The sequence below is a fragment of the Streptomyces sp. NPDC091377 genome, from assembly GCF_044757045.1.
Taxonomy (GTDB): Bacteria; Actinomycetota; Actinomycetes; order Streptomycetales; family Streptomycetaceae; genus Streptomyces.
This window is the reverse complement of sequence record NZ_JBIVUE010000007.1, coordinates 176,350-190,993: the sequence shown is the minus strand read 5'-3', so window position 1 is coordinate 190,993 and position 14,644 is coordinate 176,350. Positions and strand designations below refer to the sequence as shown.

The following is a 14,644-nucleotide window of genomic DNA, read 5'->3' as shown; positions in this document are numbered from 1 at the left end:
CACAAGGAGTTCCCATGAGCCGCACGCCTCGCGCCAGCCAGGCCCAGGACCCCGAACTGGCCCACCGCCTCAGCAGACGCGGCATGCTCGGCGTGGCCGCGGGTGCCACCGCCGCCGCCCTGGTCGGTGGCGCCGCCGTCCCCGCGCAGGCCGCCACCGACTCCGCCGACCGGCGCGGCGGCCGGGGCCGCCCCGTCCTGCCGCCCGGCCGGCTCGGCATCCAGCTCTACAGCCTGCGCGACAAGATCTCCACCCTCGGCTTCGCCCCCGTCTTCGCCGAGCTGGAGCGGTACGGCTACGACGAGATCGAACTGGCCGGCTACAGCCAGGGCTCGGCGGGCCCCATCACCCTCGCCCAGCTCAAGCGGCTGGCACGCAACCACGGGCTGAACCCGATCGGCAGCCACGTCGGCTACTACTCCAACGACCCGAACGCCTACACCTTCGCCCAGAACCTCACCAAGGTCCTGGACGACGCCCAGGCCCTCGGCCTCAAGCACATCGGCACCGCCTCCGGCCCCTTCCGCTACGGCTCGACCGTCGACGCCTGGAAGCGCGCCGCCGAGGAGTTCAACACCTACGGCGCGGCGGCCAGGGCCCGAGGCATGAAGTTCTACCAGCACAACCATTCCGAGGAGTTCTCCTTCGCCACCGACAACCCCAAGGTCCGGCTCTACGACGTACTGCTCGCCGAGACCGACCCCGACCTCGTCTACCTGGAGATGGACATCTACTGGGCGTTCGTCGGCCAGCACCGCTTCTCCAAGCGCCCCGACGGCACACCCGCCCCCTTCGACCCGGTGCGCTACGTCCTGCGCCAGCCCGACCGCTATCCGCTGTTCCACGTCAAGGACGGCGAGTACGACCCGTCGACCGCCTACGGCTACAACATGACCGACGTCGGCGACGGCGACATCGACTACCAGCGCTTCATCTCCGCCGTCACCCGGCTGCGGGGCCAGCGCACCTACCACCACTGGCAGGCCGAGCACGACAACCCCGCCGACTCCCTGTCCTTCGCCCGCCGCTCCAGCGCCCACCTGCACTCCCTGCGCGAGAAGTGCTGACGGCCACCATGGAGCGGACGGCGCCGCCACCGCCGTAGAAGCAGCGGCGCGGCACCGTCGTTGGTCGATGGACCGCGAGGAGGCCCTCCCCCGGCTGGGGAGGGCCTCCTTCGGCAGGTCGGGACGCGCTGTCCTAGGCGCAGCCCCGGACGGACGCGAAGACGTGGTGGGGACGTGCTGCGGCGGCGGGTCCTGCCGGTGAGCCGGTCGGGGCGACGGGGTCGGCTGTCATGTCATCCCGTCTCGTCGCCGAGCGGGTGGGGGTTGGGGGTGATGCGCTTGTCCTTGTCGCGTCCCGGTGGGCTCAGGAACAGGGCCATGCAGCCGGCGAAGAGCGAGATCGACCCGGCCAGGACGAAGGCACCGGAGTGCCCCCAGGCGCCGACGACCACCGCGCCCATGCCCGCGCCCAGACCGGAGACGAGCTTGGCGCTGTAGACCATGCCGTAGTTGGACGCGTTGTTGTTCTCACCGAAGTAGTCCGCGGTGAGCGCGGCGAACATCGGGAAGATCGCGCCGCCGCCGAAGCCGGAGATGGAGGAGAAGACCAGGAACAGCGGGAGGTTCTTCAGCTCGGCCGACCAGAGGATGCCGTACTGGGAGAGCCCCAGGATCACACAGACCGCCAGCAGGCAGCGCTTACGGCCGTACAGGTCGGAGAGCCAGCCGATGACACCGCGTCCGGTGCCGTTGACGATCGCCTTCAGCGACATGGCCGTCGCCACGATGCCGCCCGCGAACCCGGCTTCCTCACCGATGTCCACCTGGAAGGCGATACCGAAGATGTTCACGCCGGACGTGCAGGCCAGACAGAACCACATCAGGGCCACCCGGCCGGTCTGCCACGCCTCCTTGGGGGAGTACTGGTGGACCGCGGGCGGGTTCATGCGCATCGAGCGGGCCGCGCGCGGGTCCTTCGGCGGGTTCAGCGGATCGACCTCGGCGGGCCACCAGTTCTTCGGCGGGTCCCGGAAGAAGTAGCCGGCGCCGGCGACGACACCCGCGAGGAGAAGACCCACCCCGACCAGCACCCAGCGGAAGTTCGTCAGATCCATGTAGCCGGTGAAGAGGAACACGAAGGGCACCGAACCGTAGGCGAAACCGCCGTTCACGAAGCCGGTCTTGCCGCCCTTGCGCTCCGGGTACCACTTGCCCACCATGTTGACGCAGGTGGCGTACACCATGCCCGCGCCCATACCGCTGAACATGCCGAAGCCGACGTAGGCGACGATGACATGTGGCGCGTAGGCCAGTGACAGATAGCCCATCAGGGTGCCGGCGGCGCCCAGCATCATCGCCCAGCGGGCGGGCAGTCGGCCGCTCTCCCGCAGCTTCCCCGCGGGGAAGGCCACCGCCGCCTGGAAGAAGATCCAAACGGTCATCATCCAGAAGATGTGCAGGCTGTTCCAGCTGTGCGCGATGTGCAGCGTGTCCTCCGCGGACGCGAACGCGTACTCGGCGGACGAGATGCCCATCATGCCGATCCACGGCAGGATGACCATCCACTTGCGTTTGCGCCCCATGATGTCGAGGTCGGACTCGCCGACGCGGTAGACGCGTCCGTTCTTGTCGGTCACCTCGCGGAACGCGGCGACCCGTGGAACATCGGTGGTTGACACAGTTACTCGCACCCCTTGCGTCGAAAGATCTGGCCAGCGCCCCCTGTCCCATGCCTTTCGTGCGCTCATGGGCCCCCGGGGCCCGCCGACACACACCGCCGGCCGGCCCCTTCGGCTCACTCATCTCATGAGCGGCCCCCCAACAGACCGGCCGCCCGCGCCCACCGGTACTTGGCGCCCAGGACGGCCACCGGCCGCTCGGTGGTGTACGGATAGGCCACGACACCCCGCTCGAAGAGGTACTGGCACGCCTCCTCGACCTCGACGTCACCGGCGAGCGAGGCCACGACGGGCTTCTCCACGCCGCGCTCCCGGAATTCCGCCACCACGCGCGCGGTGAGTTCGGCGAAGACCATGGGCGGGGTGACGATGGTGTGCCAGTAGCCGAGGACCAGCGCGTGGATGCGGGGGTCCTCCAGACCGAGCCGGATCGTCGCCTCGTACGTCGACGGCGGCTCGCCGCCGGTGATGTCCACCGGGTTGCCCGCGGCCCCGAAGGGCGGGATGAACTCCTTGAAGGACGCGTCCAGGTCCTCGGGGATCTCCATCAGGGACAGGCCGTTGTCGGTCACCGCGTCGGACAGCAGCACCCCGCTGCCGCCCGCGCCCGTGATGATCACGATGTTGTCGCCCCGGGGCGCCGGCAGGACCGGCAACGCGCGCGCGTACTCCAGCATGTCGTTCAGACCGGGCGCCCTGATGACCCCGGCCTGGCGCAGGATGTCGTCGTACACGGCGTCGTCGCCCGCGAGGGCGCCGGTGTGCGAGCCCGCCGCCCTGGCACCCGCGGCCGTACGGCCCGCCTTCAGCACCACGACCGGCTTCTTCGGCACGGTCTCCCGCGCGGCCTCCACGAAGGCGCGGCCGTCCTTGAGGTCCTCCAGGTGCATCGCGATGCACTCGGTGTGCGGATCCTCACCGAACCAGATCAGCAGGTCGTCCTCGTCCAGGTCCGACTTGTTGCCCAGGCCCACGATGGCCGACACGCCGGTCTTGGTGGTCCGCGCGAAGCCCAGGATCGCCATGCCGATGCCGCCCGACTGCGAGGTCAGCGCGACGCCGCCCTTGACGTCGTAGGGCGTGCAGAACGTGGCGCACAGGTCCTGCCAGGTCGAGTAGTAGCCGTAGATGTTGGGGCCGAGGAGACGGACGCCGTGGCGCTCGGCGATGGCCACGATCTCGTCCTGGAGCGCGTGCTCCCCGGTCTCCGCGAACCCGGAGGGGATCAGCACGGCGTTGGGTATCCCCTTGCGCCCGACCTCCTCCAGCGCCGCCGCCACGAACCTGGCGGGAATGGCGAACACGGCCACATCCACCTCACCGGGAACGTCCGTGACACTCTTGTACGCCTTACGGCCGAGAATGTCATCGGACTTGGGATTCACCGGGTGGATCTCGCCGGCGAAGCCGCCGTCGACCAGGTTGCGCATGACCGAGTTGCCGATCTTGCCCTGTTCGTTCGACGCGCCGATGACCGCCACCGACGTCGGCTGCATCAGACGGCGCATCGAGGTGAGGATCTCCCCGCGCGCGTAGCGGCGGCGTTGCTTGGCCGGGGCCTCGGACAGGATGATCCGGATGTCGGCCGCGACCGCACCGTCCGGCGTGGCGATCACCGGGTTGAGATCCACCTCGGCGATCTCCGGGAAGTCGGCGACGAGCTGAGAGACCCGCCGGATCTGCTCGGCGAGCGCCCACCGGTCCACGGCCGGGGCGCCGCGCACCCCGCGCAGGATCTCCGCCGCGCGGATCGAGTCCAGCATCGACAGCGCCTCGTCGGAGTCGACCGGCGCCAGCCGGAACGTGACGTCCTTGAGGACCTCGACCAGCACACCGCCCAGGCCGAACGCCACCACCTTGCCGAACGTCGGATCCGTCACCGCGCCGACGATGACCTCCTGCCCCTGCGGCAGCAACTCCTGCACCTGGACGCCCTCGATCCGGGCGTTCGCGTCGTACGCGCGCGCGTTGTCCACGATCCGGTGGAACGCGGCCTTCACGTCGGCCGCGCCCTCCACCCCGACGACGACCCCGCCGGCGTCGGTCTTGTGCAGGATGTCCGGCGAGACGATCTTCATGACGACCGGTCCGCCGAAGCGCGCCGCGTACGCCACCGCCTCGTCCACGTCCGTCGCCAGTTCCTCACCGGGTACGGCGATCCCGTACGCGTCGGCGAGCACCTTGCCCTCGGGTGCCGTCAGCGCGGTCCGACCCTCGGCCCGCACGGCGTCGAGGAGCGTCCGCACCCTCGGCGCCCGGTCTTCGGCCATCACGTCAGATCACCCAGTTCGACCGTCAGGTCACTCCTTCCGACCGTCAGGTCGCTGCGTCCGACCGCCTCGTCACTCCGTCCGACCGTCACGTCAGATCACTCCGTTCGACTTGAGCAGGTGTAGTTCCTCGTCGCCGAGGCCCAGTTCGCCGACGTAGACCGCCTCGTTGTGCTCGCCGAGCAGGGGCGAACTGCGGACGTCGACGGGGGAGTCGGAGAGTTTGAGCGGGCTGCCGACGGTGAGGAACTCGCCGCGCTCGGGGTGCGGGACCCGCACCACCATCTCGTTGGCGGCCAGCGAGGCGTCCTCGATGATCTCCCGGGTGGACAGGATCGGCCCGCACGGGACGTTGTGCGCGTTGAGCTGCTCCAGCACCTCCCATTTGGGCAGCGTCGAGGACCACTCCTCGATCAGTTGGAACATCTTGCCGAGCTTGGGCAGCCGCGCCTCCGGGGTCGCCCACTCGGGGTCGTCGGCCAGTTCGGGCCGGCCGATCAGTTCGCTGATCGGCCGCCAGCCCACCGGCTGCACGATGACGTACACGTAGTCGTTCGGGCCGCCCGGCGCGCACTTGACCGCCCAGCCGGGCTGGCCGCCGCCGGACGCGTTCCCGGAACGGGGAACCTCGTCGCCGAAGTCCTCGTTGGGATATTCAGCGAGGGGACCATGGGCCAGGCGCTGCTGATCGCGCAGCTTCACCCGGCAGAGGTTGAGCACAGCGTGCTGCATGGCCACGTTCACCCGCTGCCCGCGCCCGGTGTGTTCGCGCTGGTACAGCGCCGCGAGGATGCCCGCCACCACGTGCACACCGGTCCCGGAGTCACCGATCTGGGCTCCCGTCGCCAGCGGCGGCCCGTCCTCGAAACCGGTGGTCGACATCGACCCGCCCATGGCCTGCGCGACGACCTCGTACGCCTTGAAGTTGGTGTACGGGCCGTCGCCGAACCCCTTGATGGAGGCATAGACGATCCGTGGATTGATCTCCTGGACACGGTCCCAGGTGAAGCCCATCCGGTCGATCGCGCCCGGTCCGAAGTTCTCGACCATGACGTCGGAGCGCCGGATCAGCTCGGTGAGGATTTCCTTGCCGCGTTCGGTCTTGGTGTTGAGGGTGATGCTCCGCTTGTTGCAGTTGAGCATCGTGAAGTACAGGGAGTCCACGTCCGGCAGGTCGCGCAGTTGCTTGCGGGTGATGTCGCCGGTGGGGGCCTCCAGCTTGACGACGTCCGCGCCGAGCCAGGCGAGGAGCTGGGTCGCGGAGGGCCCGGACTGGACATGGGTCATGTCCAGGACGCGGACGCCTTCGAGGGCCTTGGCCGAGGTCGGGGGCATGGTGGGCCTCCTCACTTGTACATGGTCTGGTTCATGGTTCCGGGGGCGTACGCGTCCGGGTCGACCCAGACGTTGATCAGCGACGGTTTGCCCGACTCACGGGCGCGGCGCAGTGCGGGGCCGATGTCGGCGGGGTCGCGGACCTCCTCGCCGTGGCCGCCCAGCATCTGGGCGAACCTGTCGTAGGGTACGTCGCCGAGGGTGTTGCCGACCCGCTCGCGTTCCTTGCCGTACTTGGCGGCCTGGCCGTAGCGGATCTGGTTCATCGAGGAGTTGTTGCCGACGATGCCGACGAAGGGGAGGTCGTAGCGGACGAGGGTCTCGAAGTCCCAGCCGGTGAGCGAGAAGGCGCCGTCGCCGAAGAGCGCGACGACCTCCTTGTCGGGCCGGGCCTGCTTGGCCGCGAGCACGAACGGGACACCGACGCCGAGGGTGCCGAGCGGTCCCGGGTCCATCCAGTGGCCGGGTGACTTGGGCTGGACGACCTGCCCGGAGAAGGTGACGATGTCGCCGCCGTCACCGATGTAGATCGAGTCCTCGGTGAGGAAGTCGTTGATCTCGCTGACCAGCCGGTACGGATGGATGGGTGAGGCGTCCGAGCGCAGCTGGGGCAGGCGCTTGTCCAACGCGGTCTGTTCGGCGGAGCGCAGTTCGTCCAGCCACTCCTTGCGGCGGGACGCGCCCCCGTCGACCCGGCCGGAGGCCGCCTCGGTGACCGACTTCAGCACCAGCCCGGCGTCACCGACGATGCCGAGGTCGATGTCGCGGTTCTTGCCTACGGTGCGGTAGTCGAGGTCGATCTGGACGACGGTGGCGTCGGCCGACAGCCGCTTGCCGTACCCCATGCGGAAGTCGAAGGGGGTGCCGACGATCACGATCACATCGGCGTGGGAGAAGGCGTAGCGGCGTGAGAGCTGGAAGTGGTGCGGGTCGCCGGGCGGGAGGGTGCCGCGGCCGGCGCCGTTCATGTACGCCGGGATGTTCAGCGCGCGTACCAGCTCGATGGCCGCCTCGGTGCCGCGGGTCGTCCAGACCTGACTGCCCAGCAGGATGGCCGGCTTCTCGGCGTGGACCAGCAGGTCGGCGAGTTTCTCGATGGCCTCGGGGTCACCGGCCGAGCGGGTGGACGCCCGGTAGGCACCGGTCCGCGGGATCCGCGCGTGCGCGAGCGGCACCTTCGCGTCGAGCACATCACGGGGGATCTCCAGGAAGGACGGGCCGGGAGCGCCGTGGTAGCACTCACGGAACGCCATGGACACCAGGTCGGCGGCGCGGGCGGTGTGCGGCACGGTCGCCGCGAACTTGGTGATCGGCGTCATCATGTCGACGTGCGGCAGGTCCTGGAGGGACCCCATCTTGTGCTGGGTGAGCGCCCCCTGTCCGCCGATGAGCAGCATGGGGGACTCGGCGCGGAAGGCGTTGGCCACGCCGGTGACGGCGTCCGTGGTGCCGGGCCCGGCGGTGACCACGGCGCAGCCGGGCTTGCCGGTGATCCGGGCGTAGCCGTCGGCGGCGTGCGCGGCGACCTGCTCGTGGCGGACGTCGACCACCTCGATGCCCTCGTCCACACAGCCGTCGTAGATGTCGATGATGTGGCCGCCGCACAAGGTGTAGATGACCTCCACGCCCTCCGCCTTGAGGGCCTTGGCGACGAGGTGCCCACCCGAGATGAGCTGCTCGTTCTGGTCGCGGCTGTCGTCAGGCATGGCGAAGTCCTGTCCCTTCGTAGGGGGTTGGAGCGGTCTCGTTGGAGCGGTCTCGCGGTACATTGCATACAGTCGACGAATACTGTATGAAGCTTGTTATCCCGCATCCGGTGGGTGGTGTCCAGGGGGCGTGCGACACTTTCAGTCAGGAGCCGAGATGGACCTGTACGAACACCAGGCAAGGGAACTCTTCGCAGAACACGGCATCTTGGTGCCACGGGCCGAGGTCACCGACTCGGCCAAGGAAGCCCGGGAGATCGCCCGCAAACTGGGCGGCAGGGTCGTGGTGAAAGCCCAGGTCAAGACGGGTGGCCGCGGAAAGGCGGGCGGAGTCAGGCTCGCCGCCGACCCGGCCGCCGCCGAACTGACGGCCCGCCAGATCCTCGGCATGGACATCAAGGGACACACGGTCGGCACGGTCATGCTGGCCCAGCCCGTCGACATCGCGGCCGAGTACTACGTCTCCTACGTGCTGGACCGCGCCGCGGGCCGGTTCCTCGCGATCGCCTCCGCCGAGGGCGGGATGGACATCGAGGAGGTCGCCGCCACTCGGCCGGAAGCGGTCGCTCGCGTTCCGGTCGACCCGGCCGTCGGAGTCACCTCGGCCAAGGCCGGTGAGATCGCCGAGGCCGCCGGACTGCCCCCGCAGACCGTCGATGTCCTCGTCCGTCTGTGGGAGGTCCTGGTCCGCGAGGACGCCCTCCTGGTCGAGGTCAACCCGCTGGTCAGGACAGCACAGGGCCAGATCCTCGCCCTCGACGGCAAGGTCACCCTGGACGACAACGCGCGCTTCCGCCAGACCCGCTGGGGCGCCGAAGACGTCGAGCACGACGACCCGCTGGAGGCCCTGGCCGCCGAACGCCACCTCACCTACGTCAAGCTCGACGGCGAGGTCGGCATCATCGGCAACGGCGCCGGACTGGTCATGTCCACCCTCGACGTGGTCGCCGGCTGCGGCGCCGGACCCGCCAACTTCCTGGACATCGGCGGCGGAGCCTCCGCGCAGGTCATGGCCGACGGACTCGCCGTGATCCTCTCCGACCCAGCCGTGAAATCCGTCCTCGTCAATGTCTTCGGCGGCATCACCGCCTGCGACGCCGTCGCCGACGGCATCGTCCAGGCCCTCGACACCGTCCGGCTCACCAAGCCGCTCGTCGTCCGCCTCGACGGCAACAACGCCGCACGGGGCCGCGCCATCCTCGACCGGCACGCCCACCCGTACGTCCACCAGCGCGCCACCATGGACGACGCCGCCCGCACCGCAGCCCAACTCGCCCACGCCGCCTGAAGGAGCCGGGACATGGCGATCTACCTCACCAAGGAGAGCAAGGTCCTCGTCCAGGGCATGACGGGCGGCGAGGGCATGAAGCACACCCGGCGGATGCTCGCCGCGGGCACCGATGTCGTCGGCGGGGTCAACCCGCGCAAGGCGGGCCGCAGCGTCGACTTCGACGACCGCGCGGTCCCGGTCTTCGGCACCGTCGCCGAGGGCATGGAGGCCACCGGCGCGGACGTCACCGTCGTCTTCGTGCCGCCCGCCTTCGCCAAGGCCGCTGTCACCGAGGCCGCCGACGCCGGCATCGCCCTCGCGGTCGTCATCACCGAGGGCATCCCCGTCCACGACTCCGTCGCCTTCACCGCCCACGCCGCACAGCGCGGCACCCGCGTCATCGGCCCCAACTGCCCCGGCCTGATCACCCCTGGCCAGTCCAACGCCGGCATCATCCCCGCCGACATCACCAAACCCGGCCGCGTCGGCCTGGTCTCCAAGTCTGGCACCCTCACCTACCAACTCATGTACGAACTGCGCGACATCGGCTTCTCCACCTGCGTCGGCATCGGCGGCGACCCTGTCGTCGGCACCACCCACATCGACTGCCTGGCCGCCTTCCAGGACGACCCCGACACCGAACTCATCGTCCTGATCGGCGAGATCGGCGGCGACGCGGAGGAACGGGCCGCCGCCCACATCCGCGCCGAGGTCACCAAGCCCGTCATCGGCTACATCGCCGGATTCACCGCCCCCGAGGGCAAGACCATGGGCCACGCGGGCGCCATCGTCTCCGGCTCCTCGGGCACCGCCCGGGCGAAGAAGACGGCACTGGAGCAGGCCGGCGTCCAGGTGGGCAACACCCCGACGGAGACGGCCCGCCTGGTGCTGGCGGCACTGGAGAACGCGGGCTGAGCTGAGCAGGGCTGACCTGGGGTGAGTCGAGTCGAGGCGAGGCGGGGCGAGGCGGGGTGAGGTGGGAGGGGCGAGGCGGGATGACCGCGATGACACCCGCTTCGTACGCCCCACACCCCGCCCCGCCTCGTACGCCGATCCCCGCCCCCGCCTCGTACGCCCACACCCCGCCCACACCCCGACACGCCGTACGACCGCCCTTCCCCGCCCCTTCCCTCAAGGCCCTTCACGACCTGTTACGACCCTCCGCGCGCGCCTCGCGCGAGGTCGGCCGCGCACGACTCCCGCCCCGACTGTGCACCGAGAGCGGAGCCCCACGATGGCAACCGAAGCACCCCTCACCCTCAAGTCCGGCACCTCCTGGTCCGAGGCATGGCAGCGCTGTCTGGCCGTGGCCCCCGAAGCCTTCCGGGACGACCGGGTCCTCAACCTCTGGAACGCCGCCTGGCACGCCGACGGCCGGGTCCTGCCCGCCGGCACCCCCGTCGACGGCGGTCCCATCGCCGGCCCGCCGCGCCTGGACCGCGCCACCGCCCGCAACGCCGTACGCGCCGCGCTCGACCAGCACCGCGCCTGGCGGTACGTTCCGCTCGCCGAACGCCGCGCCAGGGTCGCCGCCACCCTCGACGCGCTCACCCGGCACCGCGAACTCCTCGCCCTGCTGCTCGTCTGGGAGATCGGCAAGCCCTGGCGGCTGGCCACCGCGGACGTGGACCGGGCGATCGACGGAGTGCGCTGGTACGTCGACGGCATCGAGCCGATGATCGAGGGCCGCGCCCCGCTGGACGGCCCGGTCTCCAACATCGCGAGCTGGAACTACCCGATGAGCGTGCTCGTTCACGCGATGCTGGTGCAGTCACTGGCGGGCAACGCGGTCATCGCCAAGACCCCGACCGACGGCGGCGTCGCCTGTCTGACCCTGGCCGCCGCGCTCGCCGCCCGCGAGGGCATCCCCGTGACCCTCGTCAGCGGCGGCGGAGGCGAGTTGTCGGAGGCGCTGGTGCGGGCGCCCGAGATCGGCTGTGTCTCCTTCGTCGGAGGCCGGGACACCGGTGCCGCCGTCGCCACCGCCGTCACCGACCTCGGTAAACGGCACATCCTCGAACAGGAGGGACTCAACACCTGGGGCATCTGGAACCACTCGGACTGGGACGCGCTGGCGGCGGTCGTCCCCAAGCTGTTCGACTACGGCAAGCAGCGCTGCACCGCCTACCCGCGCTTCGTGGTCCAGCGTGAGCTGTTCGACGCGTTCCTCGCCGCGTACCTCCCGGCCGTCCGCACGCTCAAGGTCGGCCACCCGCTCGCCGTGTCCGACCCCGCCGACGCCTACCCGGCGCTGGACTTCGGACCGGTGATCAACGCGGCCAAGGCGAAGGAGCTGAACGACCAGGTCGCCGAGGCCATCGACCGCGGCGCCGTACCGCTGCATCGCGGCAGCCCTTCCGACAGCCGCTTCCTGCCCGGTCAGGACACGTCCGCCTACGTCCAGCCGGTCACCCTCCTCAACCCGCCGCCGTCCTCGCCCCTCCACCACGCCGAGCCGTTCGGCCCGGTCGACACGATCGTCCTGGTGGACACCGAGGCCGAACTCCTGGCCGCGATGAACGCCTCCAACGGCGCGCTGGTCGCCACCCTCTCCACCGACGACCGGGCGACCTACGAGCGGCTGGCCCCGCAGATCCGCGCGTTCAAGGTCGGCCACGGCACGGCACGCTCACGCGGCGACCGCGACGAACTCTTCGGCGGCTTCGGCGCCTCCTGGAGCGGCGCCTTCGTCGGCGGGGACCTGCTCGTACGCGCCGTGACCCAGGGTCCGGCGGGGGAGCGGCTGCCGGGGAACTTCCCGGAGTACCACCTGATGCCTTGACGACGAGAGGTGACGGTTTCGTCACTCCGAGTGGTGAGCCTCCCCGAGTCCGTGCAGCCTCGGGCACCCCCGTCCCCTCCGGGGGTGCTGGAGGTACGGAAAACGCAGGTGAGAGGTGCTCCGAAACCTTGGTATTGTTGTCCATGTCGCCGCGGGGAGGCCCCCGCACCAGGCGACGGACACCTTGTCCGGGTGGCGGAATGGCAGACGCGCTAGCTTGAGGTGCTAGTGCCCTTTATCGGGCGTGGGGGTTCAAGTCCCCCCTCGGACACCGGCTGAGACCCCACTTCATGTGGGGTTTCTTGCATTTCCGGGCTGTGGTGTGACCAACCACGTGACCAACAGCCTGGAGATTTCCCAGGTCAGACCAGGGATGACGGGCCGATACGGCCCGCACCGGCAGCGGCGAGCTTCCGCGCCCCGTCCTTACGGGAGTGGCCGTACTTGGCCATGGTGTAGCCCGGCGAGTGGTGCCGGACTTCGCGGAGACCTCTACAGGGTTCTCGCCCGAGTCGAGATCGTTGGTGACCTTGCTGTGCCGCCAGTCGTGGACCCTGAAGCCGTCAGGGAGGTTCAGACGGGTGCGCAGGGTGCGCAGGGTGCGCCACCGGGCAGACACCTTCTCCGGGTCCTGGGGGCCACCCGCCTCACCCCGGTACAGCTTGAAGCCGTCGCGGGCGAACACGAGTCACGATCCGTCCAGGCGATGCCGAGCCGCTTCCGCTCGGTGTCCTGGCGCTGCTTCTCTGCCAGTTCAGGATGTTCATGACGGGCCTGATCCACGTAGATCACCGCGTTGTGGTCGCCATCCTTCTTTGTTTCCAGCGCGGTTTCTTAAATGTCGTACGGGTCTTCCCTTATCACGGATTCGATGTGGTCTAGCGCGTCCCGCAGGTTACTCGGCGCGCCGTGCGCGGACTTGCCATTTTGTGCAGCCTTGGTGAGAAGCCTAAGTGTACGAGTAGAAGATGTCTCACCAATTACAGGGATAAGGGATTCGGTCAAATCCTCAGCTTCCCGCCACGCCTGCGCCCTAAGAAAACAGTCGAGGAGTCGCACAGCCCGAATGAGCCTGTAGCCCACTCTTACCCCTGACTCCTGAAGCCAAGCGCTTTGCAGGTAGGGAATACCCTGCTTCCACTGTTCGGTTTCCTGGAATGCGAATCCCTGATGTCCGTTGATCTCGTCTGCGGTAACCCACCACGCCCAATGAGGATCGTCGCTCCGTGCGCTTTCCTGGATGAGGGAACGTGCATGATCGAAGGCGCGGGCCGCTTCCGTCTCGTAACCTGACCCGGCCAACCCTTTCGCTTCGCGGACTCTGAAGATAGCTTCGACGCGAGGGGAGATTCGCCCTCTCTCGATCACGGATCGCGCAATTGCAAATTCTTCGCGGGGGCGCCCTACCCACCCTGCCTGCATGGCCATATTTTGCATGATCAGCAGTTCAATTGCTCGATCTCCTGAGAGTTTCGCCAAGAATAGTGCCTCTTGGTTGAACCTGCGGGCAGGGCCTTGTTTTTCGGCATCGAAAAGTGCCCATCCTGCGACTTCAGCCAACTCGGCTGCCGCCGCCTGAATATCGTGTTCAGCTTTTCGGTCGTAATCCCCTTCCCCTAAGCGGCGGTGCACCTTCTTGAAGGAGCGTGCGGCTACATCCGCAATGGGCAGGCCATTCAATTCGTTGTCCAGCATGACGAGACGCTGTGACATTTCACGGATAGCGTGCGCGAGACCTTCCCCCCCGTCGCTATTGAGTACGGGCAGCCCCGGGCTGTCAGGTACCAAAAGTGCGTCAAGTTCCTCGGGATCAATGTGCAGAAGTTTGGCCATTCTTAGTCGCTGGTACGGCTGGGGTTCGACCTCCCCACGCTCCCAGCGCTGCACTGTGCTGCGATCTACCCGCAGGGCTTCGGCAAACGACTCCTGCGTATAGCCACGTGTCTTCCGGCGCTGTGCTAGGCGCTCCCGCCTGCCTGCCATGCCCGTACTCCGTCCGGTTGCCGTCTTCCCTGGTGAGGGTACCCCCTGCGGCCAAAATGCAGCCTGGATAGGGCAGTTCTGCTGTGGCACTGACCGCTGTCCTTCGGTTGAGTCTCAAGACAGCAGGGACCCCCGCGACGCGCGAACGTCCGGGGGCATGGCCACCCAACCATCAAGGGGTTGACGACGTGCCCAAACCTACAGCCACGCATTCGGCAGATCACCAGCGCACTGGGGGCACCGGCGGCGCATCTGGCAGAGGCCGTACGGGAGTACTGCCTGGCGGCTGGTCTTCGTTCGCTTCCGTTTCTGATGGCGGGGTGGAGAGCCACTGGTACGCGACCTCCCCGTACCTGGTGGACGCGATCAAGGCCGAGCACGGCAGGAACGCGTACGAGCTGTGCCACACGGTGGCCTCGGAGTCATGGGAGCGGTTGTGCGCCGATGTCCGCGCACAGGTCGAGTTGTACAAGGCACTGACCGGTGAGGGATCGTGACGACCCCTGAGAGGCGCGCGGACGCCCGTGTGAGTGGGCTCCCGGCCCCGGAGTTGGTCACGCTCACGGACGCGCCCACAGGCCCGCAGGGGGCCTCTCAGTGCCCATGGTGGGA

The 14,644-nt window shown here is 68.8% G+C and carries 10 protein-coding genes and 1 tRNA gene; 6 read left to right on the top strand and 5 right to left on the bottom strand.

From position 1 onward, the window contains the following. Nucleotides 1-14 precede the first annotated feature (14 nt). Nucleotides 15-1,067, top strand: coding sequence for a sugar phosphate isomerase/epimerase family protein (locus tag ACIQNG_RS17790; RefSeq protein ID WP_401424731.1), 1,053 nt, complete (start codon nt 15-17; stop codon nt 1,065-1,067). Between the two features lie 233 nt (nt 1,068-1,300). Here ACIQNG_RS17790 and ACIQNG_RS17785 read toward each other — a convergent pair whose 3' ends face one another. The 4 genes from ACIQNG_RS17785 to ACIQNG_RS17770 all read right to left on the bottom strand — a co-directional run bounded on the left by ACIQNG_RS17785 (nt 1,301) and on the right by ACIQNG_RS17770 (nt 7,997). Continuing rightward, complete coding sequence (locus ACIQNG_RS17785; protein WP_401485938.1) at nt 1,301-2,686, bottom strand: OFA family MFS transporter; 1,386 nt, start codon at nt 2,684-2,686, stop codon at nt 1,301-1,303. Between the two features lie 125 nt (nt 2,687-2,811). Beyond that, nucleotides 2,812-4,956 carry an acetate--CoA ligase family protein gene (locus tag ACIQNG_RS17780; protein WP_401485936.1) on the bottom strand — a complete coding sequence of 715 codons (2,145 nt, stop codon included), beginning with the start codon at nt 4,954-4,956 and terminating at the stop codon, nt 2,812-2,814. A gap of 93 nt (nt 4,957-5,049) precedes the next feature. Beyond that, nucleotides 5,050-6,291: a formyl-CoA transferase gene (gene frc, locus ACIQNG_RS17775; protein ID WP_401485934.1), complete on the bottom strand. Its 1,242-nt coding sequence runs from the start codon at nt 6,289-6,291 to the stop codon at nt 5,050-5,052. A gap of 11 nt (nt 6,292-6,302) precedes the next feature. Then, nucleotides 6,303-7,997, bottom strand: coding sequence for a thiamine pyrophosphate-binding protein (locus ACIQNG_RS17770; RefSeq protein WP_401424725.1), 1,695 nt, complete (start codon nt 7,995-7,997; stop codon nt 6,303-6,305). 157 nt (nt 7,998-8,154) lie between these two features. Here ACIQNG_RS17770 and sucC point away from each other — a divergent pair, with 157 nt between their 5' ends. The 4 genes from sucC to ACIQNG_RS17750 all read left to right on the top strand — a co-directional run bounded on the left by sucC (nt 8,155) and on the right by ACIQNG_RS17750 (nt 12,320). After that, complete coding sequence (gene sucC, locus ACIQNG_RS17765) at nt 8,155-9,285, top strand: ADP-forming succinate--CoA ligase subunit beta (RefSeq protein ID WP_401485932.1); 1,131 nt, start codon at nt 8,155-8,157, stop codon at nt 9,283-9,285. Nucleotides 9,286-9,297: 12 nt separating this feature from the next. After that, nucleotides 9,298-10,182: a succinate--CoA ligase subunit alpha gene (gene sucD, locus ACIQNG_RS17760; RefSeq protein ID WP_401485930.1), complete on the top strand. Its 885-nt coding sequence runs from the start codon at nt 9,298-9,300 to the stop codon at nt 10,180-10,182. 319 nt (nt 10,183-10,501) lie between these two features. After that, nucleotides 10,502-12,049 carry an aldehyde dehydrogenase family protein gene (locus tag ACIQNG_RS17755; protein WP_401485928.1) on the top strand — a complete coding sequence of 516 codons (1,548 nt, stop codon included), beginning with the start codon at nt 10,502-10,504 and terminating at the stop codon, nt 12,047-12,049. Nucleotides 12,050-12,235: 186 nt separating this feature from the next. Then, nucleotides 12,236-12,320 (top strand) — tRNA-Leu (locus tag ACIQNG_RS17750). A gap of 563 nt (nt 12,321-12,883) precedes the next feature. Here ACIQNG_RS17750 and ACIQNG_RS17745 read toward each other — a convergent pair. Further along, complete coding sequence (locus ACIQNG_RS17745; protein WP_401485926.1) at nt 12,884-14,032, bottom strand: helix-turn-helix transcriptional regulator; 1,149 nt, start codon at nt 14,030-14,032, stop codon at nt 12,884-12,886. Between the two features lie 320 nt (nt 14,033-14,352). On the opposite strand from ACIQNG_RS17745, the gene ACIQNG_RS17740 reads away from it, so the two are divergent. Continuing rightward, nucleotides 14,353-14,529, top strand: a complete 177-nt coding sequence (locus ACIQNG_RS17740; protein ID WP_401485924.1) for a hypothetical protein — start codon at nt 14,353-14,355, stop codon at nt 14,527-14,529. Nucleotides 14,530-14,644 lie beyond the last annotated feature (115 nt).

Coding starts and splice junctions, on each gene's coding strand:
- ACIQNG_RS17745 (WP_401485926.1), bottom strand. CDS start 14,032: ATGGCAGGCAGGCGGGAGCGCCTAGCACAGCGCCGGAAGACACGTGGC.
- ACIQNG_RS17780 (WP_401485936.1), bottom strand. CDS start 4,956: ATGGCCGAAGACCGGGCGCCGAGGGTGCGGACGCTCCTCGACGCCGTG.
- frc (WP_401485934.1), bottom strand. CDS start 6,291: ATGCCCCCGACCTCGGCCAAGGCCCTCGAAGGCGTCCGCGTCCTGGAC.
- ACIQNG_RS17770 (WP_401424725.1), bottom strand. CDS start 7,997: ATGCCTGACGACAGCCGCGACCAGAACGAGCAGCTCATCTCGGGTGGG.
- sucC (WP_401485932.1), top strand. CDS start 8,155: ATGGACCTGTACGAACACCAGGCAAGGGAACTCTTCGCAGAACACGGC.
- sucD (WP_401485930.1), top strand. CDS start 9,298: ATGGCGATCTACCTCACCAAGGAGAGCAAGGTCCTCGTCCAGGGCATG.
- ACIQNG_RS17790 (WP_401424731.1), top strand. CDS start 15: ATGAGCCGCACGCCTCGCGCCAGCCAGGCCCAGGACCCCGAACTGGCC.
- ACIQNG_RS17755 (WP_401485928.1), top strand. CDS start 10,502: ATGGCAACCGAAGCACCCCTCACCCTCAAGTCCGGCACCTCCTGGTCC.